The following is a 14,456-nucleotide window of genomic DNA, read 5'->3' on the forward strand; positions in this document are numbered from 1 at the left end:
GAAAGGGAGCCGTCATGTCCACACTCTCGAGGCGGCAGGTTCTGGCCGCCGCCGGGGTCGCGGGTGCCGCCGCGGTCGTCGGCGGCGCGCTCGCCGGCTGCGACAGCGAGGAGTCCGGGGGCAACCTCGACGACAAGCGCGCGGGCGCCATGGAGAAGTACGCGGTCGGTGACCAGTTCAAGGCCACCGAGCCGATCACCCTGCCGATCATGCTGCTGTCGAACGCGGCATATCCGTACAAGAAGGAGTGGCTTTTCTTCTCCGAGCTGACCAAGCGGACGAACGTCACCCTGGAGCCGACCGTCATCCCGGGCAGCGACTACAACCAGAAGCGGTCCGTGATGATCAGTGCCGGCGACGCGCCCGCGATCATCCCGAAGACGTACCACCCCGACGAGGAGCAGTACATCGCCGGCGGCGCCATCCTGCCCGTCAGCGACTACCTCGACTACATGCCGCACTTCAAGGACAAGATCGCCAAGTGGAACCTGAACGGCGACCTTGACCAGTGGCGTCAGGCCGACGGCAAGTTCTACCTGCTGCCGGGCGTGCACGAGGACGTGTGGATCGACTACTCGCTGGCCGTGCGCACCGACATCATGACCAAACTGGGCATCGCCACGCCGCAGACCTGGGACGACGTGGCCGCCATGCTGCGCACGATGAGGGCGGCGTATCCGGACAACTACCCGTTCTCCGACCGCTGGAGCACGCCGCCGAACCCCGGCGCGAACAACCTGCTCAGCATCACGAGCCAGAACTACGGCACCTGGGCCGGCTGGGCCTGGCTGCCGGCGCAGTGGGACCCGGCGACCAGCAAGTTCGCGTACACGGGCGCCACCGAGCAGTACAAGCAGGTGCTGACGTACCTCAACGGGCTGGTGAAGGAGAAGCTGCTCGACCCGGAGAGCTTCACCCAGACCGACGACAACGCGCGGCAGAAGTTCGCCAGCGGCAAGTCGTTCGTCATCAGCTGCAACGCGCAGACCCTGGTCAACGAGGCCCGCAAGGACATCGAGAAGCTCGCGGGCGCCACCGTCATCAAGATCCCGCAGCCGATGGGCCCGCTCGGCGCCGTCAAGCAGGGCACCCGCCTCGAGAACGGCATCATGATCTCCGCGAAGGCCAGGGACAGCAAGAACTTCGTGGCCATGCTGCAGTTCATCGACTGGCTGTGGTACTCCGACGAGGGCCAGATGTTCGCCAAGTGGGGCGTGCAGGGCACGACCTACACGGGCGGCTACGCCACCAACGACTTCAAGCTGAACCCGGAGATCACCTGGGCCGGCATCAACGCGGGCGCGCCCAAGAGCCTCCAGGTGGAGTACGGCTTCGCCAACGGCGTGTTCGCCTACGGCGGCAGCACCCAGCACCTCGAGTCGCAGTTCTCGCCCGAGGAGAAGGAGTTCCAGAAGGTCATGACGGCGCGGCGCACGCTGCCGCAGCCGCCCCCGCACCCGCTCAACGCCGACGAGCGTGAGCAGGCCTCCCTGTGGGAGACGGGCCTCAAGGACCACGTGAACCAGCAGACGCTCAAGTTCATCCTGGGCCAACGGCCGCTCACCGACTGGGACGCCTACGTCGCCGAGCTCAAGGGCAAGAACATGGAGCAGTACGTGAACCTGGTCAACGGCGCCTACGAGCGCTACAAGAAGGAACACGGCTAAGTTGATCATCGTCCCCGACGGCCCGACCGGCCGGCTGTCCGACGCATGGCGGTTCTGCGTCGGCACCGGCCGGTTCGAGCTCGCCCTGCGTCGCGACTACCAGGACTCGCTCGCGCTCGTCCAGTCCGACATCGGCTTCCGGTACATCCGTGGGCACGGGCTGCTCTGCGACGGCGTCCGGTACTCGTTCACGTACGTCGACCAGGTGATCGACGCATACCGGAAGCTGGGTGCCGTCGTCGACGAGACGCCGCCGTGGCACGAGGACGCGCGGCTGCTGGGGCACGGGCATGAGTAACATCGCGGGCGTGCGCGAGTTCGGGGAGGGGCCGCTGTCGCGGGCGGCCGCGACGGTCTACACCATGCTCGTCGTCGAGATCCTGCTGCTGGTCACCGCGGCGCCCGGGCTGGTCGTGCTGGTCCTGCTCGACCGGGACGTGAGCAACCTGCCGCTCGTCGCGGCGTGCGCGCTGCCGCTGGGCCCGGCCCTGTCCGCCGCCGTCTACGCCCTGCACCACCGGCGGGCGGACGTGGCCGACCTGCGGCCGGCGGCGGCGTTCTGGCGCGGGTACCGGCTCAATGCCGTGGGCGTGCTCAAGGTCTGGGTCCCGGCGCTCGTCTGGCTCGCGATCGTGGCCGTGGGGCTGGCCAACTTCAGGGCCACCGGGCTGCCCGGGTGGTGGGCCGTGCTGCTGGCGCTCGTCGGGGCCGGGGCGTCGCTGTGGACCACGAACGCGCTGGTCATCACGTCGCTGTTCGCGTTCCGGGGACGGGATGTGGCGCGGCTCGCCGGGCACTTTCTGACCCGCACGCCCGGCGTCACGCTCGCGAACGCCTGCCTTCTCATCGTGGCCGGCGGCGTCGTGTGGGTCTCGTCGGAGGCCGTCGCGGCCCTGCTGGGCTCGGTGTTCGTGGCGATGCTGCTGCGCAACAGCCGGCCCCTGTTCGACGCGGTCCGACGGGAGTTCACGGCATGAGCGAGCGTCGCGAGCGAATCATCGGCGCAGGTTTCCTTCATGCCGTCGCCTCGCGAAGCGAGGTGGCGGCATGAAGGTGCTTTTCGGGGGCGATTACAACCCGGAGCAGTGGCCCGAGACGGTGTGGGACGAGGACTACAAGCTGTTCGACCTGGCCGGGATCGACACGGTCACGGTCGGGGTGTTCGCGTGGGCGTCGACGCAGCCCGGGCCGGACGTCTACGACTTCGCCGTGCTGGATCGCGTCGTGGAGCGGGCCGCCGCCGAGGGGCGGGCGGTCTGCCTGGCCACCGGGACCGGCGCGCTGCCGCCGTGGCTCGCCCGCGCCCATCCCGAGGTCAACCGCACCGACTTCGAGGGCCGCCGGCACCGGTACGGGCAGCGGCACAACGCCTGCCCCAGCTCGCCGGTGTTCCGGCGGCTGTCGGCCGAACTGGCCCGCCGGGTCGGGCAGCGCTACGCCGCGCACCCGTCGGTCGTGGCGTGGCACGTCGGCAACGAGTACGGCGGGGCGTGCTACTGCGACCTGTGCGCCGAGGCGTTCCGCGACTGGCTGCGCGCCCGCTACGGGAGCCTCGACGCGCTCAACGAGGCCTGGTACACGACGTTCTGGTCGCACACGTTCACCGACTGGGCGCAGATCGAGCCGCCGTCGGCGCTGACCGAGCACTGGCGCGGCCCCGACCACACCGCGTTCCCCACGATGACGCTGGACTACCTGCGGTTCACCTCCGACGCGCTGCTCGCCAACTTCATCGACGAGAAGGCGGCGATCAGGGAGTCCAGCCCGGACATCCCGGTGACCACGAACTTCATGGGGCTGTACCGGCCGATCGACTACCACCGGTGGGCGCCGCACCTGGACTTCGCGTCGTGGGACAACTACCCGCCCGACGACCGGTCCCACGCCCGGATGGCGCTCGCCCACGACCTCATGCGCGGCCTCAAGGACGGCGCGCCGTTCTGGCTCATGGAGCAGACGCCGAGCTTCACCGCCTGCCGCGACGTCAACCCGCTCAAGCGCCCCGGGATCATGCGGCTGTGGAGCTGGCAGGCCGTCGCGCACGGCGCCGACGCCGTGCTGTTCTTCCAGCTGCGAGCCTCGCGCGGGGCGTGCGAGAAGTACCACGGCGCGGTCATCGGGCACGCGGGCCGGTCGGACACGAGGGTGTTCACCGAGGTCGCCGCGCTGGGCGCGGAACTGTCGCGGCTCGGCGACGCGACCCTGGGAGCCCGCACGCCGGCAGGCGTGGCGCTGCTGTTCGACTGGGACAGCTGGTGGGCGCTGGAGATCACCGACGGTCCGTCGCGGCTGGTTCGCTACCTCGACGTGGTGCTCGCCTACTACCGGGCGCTGTGGGACGCGGGCGTCGACGTGGACGTGCTGCCCGTGGCCGCCGACCTGTCGTCGTACGACGTGGTCGTCGCCCCTGCGCTGTACATGGTCAAGGGTGACCTGGCGGCGCGGCTGGAGCAGGTGGCCGACCGGGGCGGGTCCGTGCTGACCACGTTCCTGTCCGGGCGCGCCGACGAGAACAACAACGCCTTCGGCACGGACGTGCCCGGGCCGCTCGGCCCGCTCCTGGGCGTGCGGGTCGACGAGTGGGACGCCCGGGGGGCCGACGTGGTCAACCCGGTCACCCTCGGCGGCGCGACGGTCGCCTCGAGGCTGCTGTTCGAGCTGGTGGTCCCGCAGGGCGCCGAGGTCGTCGGCACGTACGGGGCCGACTTCTACGCCGGCACGCCGGCCGTGACCCGCAACGCGTTCGGCGCCGGCCACGGCTGGTACGTCGGCGCCGGGCTCGACCAGGCCGGTGTGTCCTGGGTCGTGGAACGGGTGCTCGACGGGCACGACCTGCGCGGCCCGTACCCGCACGTGCCCGACCTGGAGACGACCACGCGCGTCGCCGCGGACGGCACCCGGCTGCGGTTCCTGCTCAACCACGGCGCCGACGCCGTCGACATCGTCGCCCGCGCCGGCGGCGCCGACCTGCTCACCGGCGGTCGCGTTGAGGCGGGCGACCCGATCGGGCTCCCGCCCGGTGGGGTGCTGGTGCTCCGTGAAGACTGACCCCGCGTGGCTGCCGGACCAGGCGTTCCGGGCGATCGGCACCCGGCGCGTCGTGGTGTGCGGCGGCGACGGCCCGGTTGTGCGCACCGTGGTCGATGAGGTCACGCGCGCCTGCGCACGCTACGGTGGTCGGGTCTGGCACGGGACGGCCGGCAGTCCGGACGCGGACGGCGCCGATCTCCTGCTCGTACTCACTGATCTTGATTGTCTGCCTGGGGAGGCAGCGGCCGTTCGTGCGGAGATCGCGCCCGGGCAGCCGCTAGGTAAGGAAGGGTATGCCCTCGCCCGGCCCGCCGGCGCCACGGTCGTGGTGGCCGACGGGCCGGCGGGGCTGCTCTACGGGCTGTTCCACGTCGCGCGGCTCGGCGAGGCGGCGTTCGACGGCTGGCGCCCGCTGGAGGTCCACCGGCCCGCGTCGGCGCGGCGGATGCTGGACCACTGGGACAACATCGACGTCCATCCGGTGATGGGGCAGGTGGAGCGCGGCTACGCGGGTGGGTCGATCTTCTGGCGCGCCGGCGAGCCACGCGACCTTCATCGGGTACGGGAGTACGGCCGGCTGCTGGCCGCCATCGGGGTGAACGCGGTCGCGGTCAACAACGTCAACGTGCACGCGACCGAGGCACGGCTGCTCACCGACCGGCTCGGCGACGTCGCTGCCATCGCCGATGTACTGCGGCCCTTCGGGATCCGCACGCACCTGTCGGTGAGCTTCGCGTCGCCGATGGTCCTCGGCGGTCTGCCAACGGCTGATCCGCTGGATCCTCGTGTCCGCGAGTGGTGGTCCTCGGCGGTCGCGGACGTCTACGCGACCATCCCCGACTTCGGCGGGTTCGTGGTGAAGGCCGACTCGGAGGGGCAGCCCGGTCCCTTCGGGTACGGGCGCACCCACGCCGACGGGGCGAACGCGCTGGCCGCGGCGCTGTCCGACCATGGCGGCGTCGTGCACTGGCGGGCGTTCGTCTACAACCACCGCCAGGACTGGCGGGACCGGACCACCGACCGCGCGCGGGCGGCCTACGACCACTTCGCGCCGCTCGACGGCCAGTTCGCGGACAACGTGATCCTGCAGGTCAAGTACGGTCCGATCGACTTCCAGACCCGCGAGCCCGTCTCGCCCGTCATCGCCGCGATGCCGTCGACCTCGGTGGCGGTGGAGCTGCAGGTCACGCAGGAGTACACCGGCCAGCAGCGGCACGTGTGCTATCTCGGGCCGCTGTGGGCCTCGATCCTGCGGTTCCGGCCATGGGGGCCGGACGGGCGGGCGGTCGCGTCCGTGGCGGGCGACGGCGGCGGGCTGGTCGCCGTGTCCAACGTGGGCGACGACCCGTTCTGGACCGGACACCCGCTCGCCCAGGCCAACCTGTACGCCTTCGGCCGGCTGGCGTGGGACCCGTTCCTCGACCCGCTGGACGTCCTGGACGAGTGGATCTCACTGACCTTCGCGCCGTGCCCGTCCGTGCTGCGGTCGGCGCTGCACGAGATCATGGACTCGTCATGGCAGGTCTACGAGTCCTACACGGCCCCGCTGGGCGTGGGATTCATGGTGAACCCGGGATCCCATTACGGCCCCGGTGTCGACGGGTACGAGTACACGCCGTGGGGGACCTACCACTTCGCCGACCGGGACGGGGTGGGTGTGGACCGCACCCGTGCCTCGGGGACGGGATACACGGGCCAGTACCCGGCGCCGTGGCGCGACGTCTACGAGTCGGTGGCGTCCTGCCCCGACGAGCTGCTCCTCTTCTTCCACCACGTGCCGTACTCGCACGTCCTGCGTAGCGGGCTGCCGCTCATCCAGCACATCTACGACACGCACTTCGACGGCGTCACCAAGGTCGTGGAGATGCGCCGGCGCTGGGCCGAGATCGCCGACTTCGTGAACGCCGCCCGGCACGCGCGGGTCGCGCAACTCCTGGACGAGCAGGTGCGCTGCGCCCAGGAGTGGCGCGACCAGATCAATGCGTACTTCTTCCGCAAGTCCGGGATCCCCGACGCCCGGGGGCGGCACATCCACTAGGTCTCGCTGGTGGACGACCGGCATCTCAGCAGTTGGTGCGGAACTCCACGCCCACGCACGAGTTGACTCCGGCGTCGCCGTCCCCGCTGTCGTAGCCGTCGCCGCCCTGGATCACGTCGTTCCCACTGCCGCCGCCGTTGAAGGCGTCGCCGTGGATCTCATCGCCCTGCGGTCCGCCACTGATGAAGTCGCTGTCCTCCCCGCCGTAGATCACGTCGGCACCGTTGCCGCCGTAGATCTCGTCCTCGCCGCCGAGGCCGTCGACGAAGTCGTCGTCTCCCCGCGCGCAGATGGCGTCGTTGAAAGCACTGCCGACGATGGTGTCCGCCTGGCTGCTGCCGATCACGAACACCGGGCCCGGCTCATTGGCACCGTTGTAGAGAGGGCCGAGAACGGTCAGGTCCCGTACGGCGTACCCGGCAGGAACGTTCCCGCCTGAGTACGGACCGCAGTTGTCCGGAACGACCGCGAAGGCCGGCGATGGGCTCACGGCGATGAGGCCGGCCGTTGCCAGCGCGCAGGTTGCCGCGATAGCGCCGAGTCTGGTCGACGTTCGTGTCATGGTGCTGCCCTCCTCGTGTGGATACCCGAGGATCGGCCGCGCGGGTGTTCACTCTCCAGGTCACATTGCTGCCAGTCACTGTCCAAACGCCGCGGGTGGGCGGACCATGAAATCGCGCTGGTGCCGGACGAACGGGAGGTGACGGCATGTCCACGCGCCTCGGCGACCTGCTGGACAACGCCAGGCGGGAGCGGTTCGTGGGGCGCCGTCGTGAGGTGGCCAGCTTCGACGACGCCCTCGACAAGCGATCGCCGCAGCGACTGCTGTTCGTGCACGGCGAAGGAGGCATCGGCAAGACCACCCTGCTGCTGGAGTTGCGTGCGCGTGCCCTCGCGGCCGGCCGGCCGGTCATCCACGTCGACGGTCGCGATATCGACCCGTCGCCCCAGGGGATGGCCACTGCTCTCGGCCTTCGCCCGGGCGACGACACGGTCGCGTCGCTGCCCGCCGGCGCCGTCCTGCTCGTGGACGGCTATGAGCAGATGGCCCCGGTCGACGTCTGGCTGCGCGACGTGTTCGTCCCCGGTCTGAGCGCCGACAACGTCGTCGTCCTGGCCGGCCGGGATCCGCCCGCCGCCCCCTGGCGTACCGACCCGGGATGGCGGCACCTCGTGGCGGTCCACCGCCTCGATCCTTTGGTCCCGGCCGAGAGCTTCGAACTCCTCGCCCACGCCGGCGTCGACCCGTCCGTCCGGCCGCATCTTTTGCGACTCGGGCGCGGCCATCCCCTGACCATGGCCCTGCTCGCCGACCTTGCCGAAACCGGCGAGGTACCTGACACGCTGGCCGACGTACCCGACCTGGTCTCGGCGTTGCTGGCGTCGTTCCTGCGCGACACGCCGGGCGAGGCCCATCTGATCGGTCTCGCGACCTGCGCCCTCGCGTGGTTGACGACCGAGGACCTGCTTCGACAGGTGGTCGGCGCCGACGCTGCCGTGGTGTGGCAGTGGCTGGCACGGCAGCCGTTCGTCACGGCCGGCCCGCGTGGGCTGTTCATCCACGACCTGGCCCGCGATGTGCTGGACGCCGAGTTCGAACGCCGCTCGCCCGAGCGGTATGCCGCCTATCGGCGGATCGTTCAGGCCCACGCACTGGCCGGCCTGCGAGCCGCCACCGGCGTTGACCGGCAGCCCTATGCCCAACAGCTGAACTTCCTGCACCGAAAAGGCCCGCTGGCGGCCGCGATCTCCGTGCTTCGCGCCCAGGGCTCCGCCGCGGTGGTGCCGGCCCGTCCCGACGAACACGACCAGATCTGCGCGATCATCGAGAAGTTCGAGGGGCCGACGAGCGCCCGGTTCGCCCGTGCCTGGCTCAGCGAACAACCCGAGCGGCTCAGCGTTGTCCGGACCGGCGATGACGTCGCCGGCTTCGCCCACCACCTGCGGTGCCCGACCGGTTCGCCGCTGGAGGAGCGGGACCCGGTCGTGCGCGCCGTGCTCGACCACGTCGCGCGGGAGGGGCCGGTCCGTCCCGGGGAACACGTCGACATCACCCGGTTCCTCGCCGGGGCGCGGGAACATCAACGTGACCTCTACGCGGTGCTGGTCGCGAGCGTGTCGAGCATCATCGAATGGTCGACCAGCCCACTCGCCTGGTCGTTCGCCACCACCGTCGACATCGGGTACTGGGAGCCCTTCTTCGAGTACCTCGCCTTCACCCGGCTGACCGAGGCGGACGTCGACGGCCTGCAGCATGTCGTCTACGGCATCGACTGGCGACGCGTGCCGGTCGAGGACTGGCTCGACCTGATGCGCGAACGCGGGCACTCCGGCGACACCGGACCGCCGCCCGCGGCCATCATGCGCCCGCCCGCGCTCGACCGGGCCCGCTTCGCCGTCGCGATCCGTACGGCGCTGCAGACCCTGCACCGACCCGATCACCTCGCCGCCAACCCGCTCATGGGTTCCGCGCTCGCGGCGACCGCTACCGGACCCGACGTCGCCCAACTCCGGGCCACGATCGAAAACGCCGTGACGTGCCTCGGCGACGAGCCGAAAGGCGACCAGCTCCGCGCTGTCCTGCACCGCACCTATCTACGTGCGGCCCCCACCCAGGAAGCCGCGGCCGAGGTCCTCGGCCTGCCGATGAGCACCTACCGCCGCTATCTCGCCAGGGCGGTCGATCACCTCACCGAGCTGCTATGGACCGTGGAGATCGGTGAGGTGCGCCGAGCGCAGTTCGATGTTCGAGCGTGAGCGGTAGCACGCCGACAGGTCACCACTGCTGTCAGCGACTTCGAGACGGGCCCACGGGCTGGAGTGGCGTCGTCCATCCCCGACGCCCGGGGTCGGCGGATCTTCTGGAAAGCCAGCGGGGCCAGGTCGAGCTCATCGATCGGGGGTCCGATCAGCCTGGGACAGCTCGGAATCGGACGCCAGGTCGTCCCAGGGCCGTCAGGCCATACCCGCCGGTCGTCGTGCGGACCAGAACGCCGGCGGTCACCAGGTGGCCCATCAGGCGCTCCAACGCGTCCGGGTCCGCGTCCGTCACGGCGGCCGCGGTCGCGGCCGGGACGGAGCCGGCCGCGATGTGGTCGGCCAACCGCAACGTCGCCGCGACGCGGATGGCCATCGGCGTCACCAGGTCGGCAGCCGCCCACAGACGGGGCGAGAACGTCCGCATGGCTCTTGGCCGGAGGATTCGCAGATCACGGGGTACAACGCGGCGGATCCGAGTAGCGTTCTCATATGTCCAATCGCAGGCATCTCACCCCGCCGTCGGACGTCCTGCACCACGCGGCGAGGGCCGCCGAGGAGGAGCCCTTGTCGGCCGGGCCGGGTGCTCCACAGGCCCGCCCGCACCAGGCGTCCGCCCGTGAAACCGCCCATGAGCAGGCGATGGCGGACCGGGCCCGGTCGAGCCGGTCGGCCACCATGGTCAACCAGTCGGACTCGATGCGCCTGAAGAAGGGCAACTCCGGCCGGCATCACTAGTCGTTGACGCGGACGGACTCGATCCAGGAGGGCGGCGGCGGCGGATCCCCGCCGATGAGGCCGGCGATCACCCGCGTGCCGACGGGCTCGTCGGGCCAGGGGGTGAAGCCGTCGGTGAGGACCACGATCACGTCCGGGCGCTGCGGCTGCGCCAGCGCGGCCGTGATCCCCTCGCGCATGTCGGTGCCCCCGCCGCCGGAGAACTCCAGTTCCTCGGCGCGGGAGACGTGCTGCACCACGTGCACGGCCGCGTCGCAGGACAGGACGGTGACCCGGTTGCCGCGGATGCCGATGTCGCGCAGCACGCCGGCGACCTCCGCCATCGCCTCGGCGAGGTCGTCGTCCGACATCGAACCGGAGGTGTCCACCACGATCGTCACGCACGGCACGGGGCGGCGCAGGCTGGGCAGCACGACGGTGGCCTGGCTGGCCGAGCGCCGCGACGGCCGCCGGTACGTGTAGTCGACCGCGCCGCCCGCCCAGGCGACCGCCTGCCGGACGTTGCCGGCCAGCACCTGGCGCCAGTCGACGGTGGGTTCGAGGACCTCGTCGGCCCAGCGGCGCCAGCCGTTCGGCACCGAGCCGCGGGTGCGCTGGTGGGACCGGATCGCGTCGGCCGTGATCCGGCGGATCGCGTCCGCCTCGGTGGGGGACACCGACGTCGCCGCGCCGTCCGGCCCCAGGTCCCACGGCTCCACGCCGCCGTAGACGCCGGAGCCGCAGCGCGGGCATGGCGGCTGCGCAGGGATGTCCGGCAGGTACTGCTCGAACAGCAGCCCATTGGGCAGCCCGAACGTCGCCGGCCGGATGTGGTCGCGCGGTAGCGCCAACCCGTCGGCGACCAGGTCGTCGTTGATCTCGCAGTCCTGGGCGAGGTTGACCCGGGCACGGTCGCCCTGCAACTGCGCGGGCAGCCGCTCGGCCCGCCCGTGATGGTCGCGCAGCAGGTGCGACACCTCGTGGATCCACACCCCGGCCAGCTCGTTCACCGGCGTGCCGTCGACGAAGCCGGCGTTCACGTAGCACCGCCACAGCCGGTCCACCGCCATGGTCGGCACGATCTCGGAGGGCACGACGGCGAGCGTGTACAGCGCCGACGCCAGGTACGGCCGGTCGCTGGCCGCCCGGTAGCGGGCCGCCAGCAGCTTCGTGCGGTCCAGCGCGCTCAGACCAGCGCCCCGGACAGCGCGAGGATGTTGACGAACGCGTCGAGCTGCGGCGGGGCCGGCCAGCGCGGGTCGCGCATGGCCGCGAGGTCGGCCGCGGCCCGGGCGGCGACGTCGGGCACGCCCGCGTCGACCGCTTTGGCCAGCACGACCCAGCCGGCCTCCCACCGCTGCTGGCTCGTGTTGGCCTGCACGGCCGCGACCACCGCGGTGAGGAACGCCAGCTGCCGGTCGCCGCGCTCGGGCAGCGCGAACGCCTCCGGCCGGGCGAGCACCCGGTCGGGGTCGGGCAGGTCGAGCTCCTCGGCGAACGTGAGCAGCTCGATGCCCGCGCCGTCGCCGATCGCGCCGACCAGCGCCGCGCCGAGCGGCTCCCGGTCGGCCCCGCAGGCGTCGGCGAAGGTCAGCAGCCGCAACGCCATCTCCCAGGTGCGCGGCGACGGCCAGGCGCGGCCCCGGGCCTGCGCGTCGGCGGGCATGTGGTGGGCCAGGCCCGGCCGCGCGGTGAGGAAGCCGGCGAGGATGCCCCGGGCGCGCGCGAGCGCCGCGTCCACCCGCTCCGGCTTGATCGTCGGCACGGTCACCGCCGGCCACGTCCCGGACAGGCCGCGCGCCACGACCCGCGGGTCGTGCGTCCAGTTCAGGTGCACGAAGCGGTTGGCCAGCGGCGGACTCAGGTGCCAGCCGTCGGCCGCGCTGGCCGGCGGGTTGGCCGCCGCCACGATGCGCACCTGCTCGGGCAGCGTCAGGCTGCCGACGCGCCGCTCCAGCACCACCCGCAGCAGCGCCGCCTGCACGGCCGGCGGCGCGGACGACAACTCGTCAAAAAAGAGCAGACCCTTGCCGATACGGGCGACGCGCACCGCCCAGTCCGGCGGCGCCATCGGCACGCCCTGGTTGGCCGGGTCCTCCCCGATGATCGGCAGCCCGGAGAAGTCGCTCGGCTCGTGGATGCTCGCGATCACGGTCTCCAGCGGCAGCGCCAGCGCGGCGGCGAGCTGTTCGAGCGTCGCGGACTTGCCGATGCCCGGCTCGCCCCACAGCAGGACGGGCAGGTTGGCTGCCACGGCCAGCGCCAACGCGTCGGCCTGACTGCTCGTGGCGGGCTCGGTGCGCGCGCCCCGGATGCGCCGCACCAACGTGTCGGCCAACATCAACTGATCTTCGCTGGTCATTGTTCTTTCCGGTCGTAAGCGGCGGTAACGGCGGCGCGAAGAAAGTCGAGGTCGTCCCGCTTGGAGTTATCGATCATGTAGCGGAGCGACTGGCGCCGGTACGTATCGCCGGCGGCCGGGTCGGCGCCGGCCGCGAGCATCGCCCGCATGACCTCCGCCGGAGAGTCGACCTGCACCTGGGTCATGAGCGGGGTGTACCGCTGCGTGCTCTGACGGTTCACGTCGACGCCCGCCGTGACCAGCCACGGCACGATCTCGGCGGCGTCCGGCGAGCGCAGCACGTGCAGCAGGTTGCCGCCGGTCCGGTCGATGGTGAGCGGATCGGCGCCGGCGGCGATGAGCGCGTGGAAGAGGCTCGCGGAGCCGCCGTCGTAGAGCACCCCGGCCAGCGGGGTGCGGCCGAACAGGTCGCGGGTGTTGATGTCGAGGCCGGCGGCGAGCAGCCGGTTGAGCAGCGTCACCCCGCCGATTTTGACCAGGTGGTGCAAGGGTCCGGCGTCCCAGCGGTCGCGCAGACCGCTCGGGTCCACGCCCATGTCGAGCACGCTGACGAACGTGTCGGTGTCGCCATGGGTGATCGCCGCGACCGCGTGCCAGCGCAGCTGCTTCAGCGGCCGGGGCAGCCGGGACCTGGTCGCCCCGTGCCAGGCGTCGACGGCGTTGACGCAGGCCGGTGCCTCGCCGCCGAGGGCGCGCAGGACGCGTTCGCGGCGTCCCTCCTCCTCGGTGTGCTCATGGGTGTACGGCCGCCCGTCGCGCCAGCCGACCTGGTGCCACTGTCTGCCGCAGCGCACCCGGACCGCCGACACGTCCAGAGCCGGCGCGGGCGGGTGGTAGCCGGGGTCCGGCTGGTCCGGGAACAGCGCGGCCCGAACCAGCGGGTGGACCTCGTCGCTGCTGATCCGTCCGGTGCGTAGCAGCTCCAGGTCGGCCGGTCGCTGCCACAGCGGCCGGTCCAGGCGGGGGACGTTCTCGACGTCGGCGGTGGACCAGTGGCGATGGGTCGCTATCAGCTGTCCGGGCGCGCCGAGGGACAGCAGCACGCGTTGCCCACCCCAGTCGTTGGTGCCCCGAACCATGACCATCGGCGGCCCGGACGGCCGCTCCAGCATCTGTCGGACCACGGGCACCAGCACCGGGACCATCGCGCTGAACGCCTCGGGAAAGGCCGCCTCGGGCGAACGTCGGGCGTACTCGTCGCTCGGCTGCAGGTCGGACGTGACGCCGGCGATCTCCCAGGCCTGCCCGATCCGGCCCTCGTCCTGCAGGTCGATGACCCGTTCCAGGAGCGCCACCGGGTCATCGGAGGCGGCGTCGGCGCGGTACGGGCGCCCGTCGCGGGCGAAGAACGGTGCCCGGTCACCCCCGAACCGGGGCAGCAGCAGGTGGGTGGCGTGGGCGTCCCACAGGTACCGCGATCCGGCCCAGTCCTCCAACGGCTGACGCGTCCGGGGGTCGCCGACATGCAGCTGCGGGACCTGGGGACGCTCGTCGGCCACCGGGTTGCGCACGTACAGCGCGAGACTGTCGCAGTACCAGGCCAGCGCGACCCGCCAGCGGGGCAACAGCAGGCCCGAGCCGCCCGCGGCGTGCCGCGGCAGGTGCCACCGCACCAGGTCGGGCGCGAGGCGGCGCAGGTCGTCGGTGAGCCGCGCCGCGATCTCGTTGCCGTGCCGGTCGGCGACGTCCGCTAGGTCGATATGGACGTCGAACCGGGCGGCCGCGCAGGCGCCCCGCCAGTCCCCGGCCTCGCGCCGCGCGGTCGCCCCGGCCACCATCCGCGCCGGCATGCCGTACCGGCGGGCAGCGAGCCAGCCGGTCGCGTTGGCGTTGACGAAGACGCTGCGAGCGGAGCGGCCCTCGGGTGGGCTCACGTGCGCGCGGC

General features: G+C 71.8%; 12 protein-coding genes. 7 read left to right on the forward strand and 5 right to left on the reverse strand.

Translation table 11 applies throughout. From position 1 onward, the window contains the following. The first annotated feature begins 14 nt into the window (after window positions 1–14). The 5 genes from ABD211_RS01415 (at window position 15) to ABD211_RS01435 (ending at window position 6,735) form a co-directional block, all read left to right on the forward strand. Window positions 15–1,667, forward strand: a complete 1,653-nt coding sequence (locus ABD211_RS01415; protein WP_344125286.1) for an ABC transporter substrate-binding protein — start codon at window positions 15–17, stop codon at window positions 1,665–1,667. Window position 1,668: 1 nt separating this feature from the next. Beyond that, a complete protein-coding gene (locus ABD211_RS01420; RefSeq protein WP_344125288.1) occupies window positions 1,669–1,965 on the forward strand; it encodes a GH39 family glycosyl hydrolase in 297 nt (98 codons plus the stop codon). Further along, a complete protein-coding gene (locus tag ABD211_RS01425; RefSeq protein ID WP_344125290.1) occupies window positions 1,958–2,644 on the forward strand; it encodes a hypothetical protein in 687 nt (228 codons plus the stop codon). Before ABD211_RS01420 ends, ABD211_RS01425 begins: the two co-directional genes overlap by 8 nt. Before the next feature lie 70 nt (window positions 2,645–2,714). Then, the gene (locus tag ABD211_RS01430) at window positions 2,715–4,715 is read left to right on the forward strand and encodes a beta-galactosidase (protein WP_344125292.1); all 2,001 of its coding nucleotides are present in this window, start codon (window positions 2,715–2,717) and stop codon (window positions 4,713–4,715) included. Beyond that, window positions 4,705–6,735 (forward strand): alpha-glucuronidase, encoded by a 2,031-nt coding sequence (locus ABD211_RS01435; RefSeq protein WP_344125294.1) that lies wholly within the window; start codon window positions 4,705–4,707, stop codon window positions 6,733–6,735. Before ABD211_RS01430 ends, ABD211_RS01435 begins: the two co-directional genes overlap by 11 nt. A gap of 25 nt (window positions 6,736–6,760) precedes the next feature. On the opposite strand, the gene ABD211_RS01440 is transcribed toward ABD211_RS01435, so the two are convergent. Continuing rightward, window positions 6,761–7,297 carry a calcium-binding protein gene (locus tag ABD211_RS01440; protein WP_344125297.1) on the reverse strand — a complete coding sequence of 179 codons (537 nt, stop codon included), beginning with the start codon at window positions 7,295–7,297 and terminating at the stop codon, window positions 6,761–6,763. Between the two features lie 146 nt (window positions 7,298–7,443). Between ABD211_RS01440 and ABD211_RS01445 the strand changes: the two genes are divergently transcribed. Beyond that, on the forward strand, window positions 7,444–9,492 hold the full coding sequence (locus ABD211_RS01445) for an AAA family ATPase (RefSeq protein WP_344125300.1): 2,049 nt from the start codon (window positions 7,444–7,446) through the stop codon (window positions 9,490–9,492). A gap of 151 nt (window positions 9,493–9,643) precedes the next feature. Here the strand turns inward: ABD211_RS01445 and ABD211_RS01450 are convergent, their stop codons facing one another. Further along, entirely contained in the window at window positions 9,644–9,919 is a 276-nt protein-coding gene (locus tag ABD211_RS01450; protein ID WP_344125302.1) for a methyltransferase family protein, read from the reverse strand. 65 nt (window positions 9,920–9,984) lie between these two features. Between ABD211_RS01450 and ABD211_RS01455 the strand changes: the two genes are divergently transcribed. Beyond that, a complete protein-coding gene (locus ABD211_RS01455) occupies window positions 9,985–10,230 on the forward strand; it encodes a hypothetical protein (RefSeq protein ID WP_344125304.1) in 246 nt (81 codons plus the stop codon). Here ABD211_RS01455 and ABD211_RS01460 read toward each other — a convergent pair. Genes ABD211_RS01460 through ABD211_RS01470 form a run of 3 tightly spaced genes read right to left on the reverse strand, consistent with a single transcriptional unit; the run spans window position 10,227 to window position 14,445 of the window. Continuing rightward, the gene (locus ABD211_RS01460; protein ID WP_344125391.1) at window positions 10,227–11,399 is read right to left on the reverse strand and encodes a vWA domain-containing protein; all 1,173 of its coding nucleotides are present in this window, start codon (window positions 11,397–11,399) and stop codon (window positions 10,227–10,229) included. The two genes, ABD211_RS01455 and ABD211_RS01460, sit on opposite strands and share 4 nt — an antisense overlap. After that, on the reverse strand, window positions 11,396–12,571 hold the full coding sequence (locus ABD211_RS01465) for an AAA family ATPase (RefSeq protein ID WP_344125306.1): 1,176 nt from the start codon (window positions 12,569–12,571) through the stop codon (window positions 11,396–11,398). The genes ABD211_RS01460 and ABD211_RS01465 overlap by 4 nt, the downstream gene beginning before the upstream one ends. Further along, window positions 12,568–14,445, reverse strand: coding sequence for an ankyrin repeat domain-containing protein (locus ABD211_RS01470; RefSeq protein WP_344125308.1), 1,878 nt, complete (start codon window positions 14,443–14,445; stop codon window positions 12,568–12,570). The genes ABD211_RS01465 and ABD211_RS01470 overlap by 4 nt, the downstream gene beginning before the upstream one ends. Window positions 14,446–14,456 lie beyond the last annotated feature (11 nt).

Origin of the sequence: Luedemannella flava (assembly GCF_039528515.1) — a bacterium.
Classification (GTDB): Bacteria; Actinomycetota; Actinomycetes; order Mycobacteriales; family Micromonosporaceae; genus Luedemannella; species Luedemannella flava.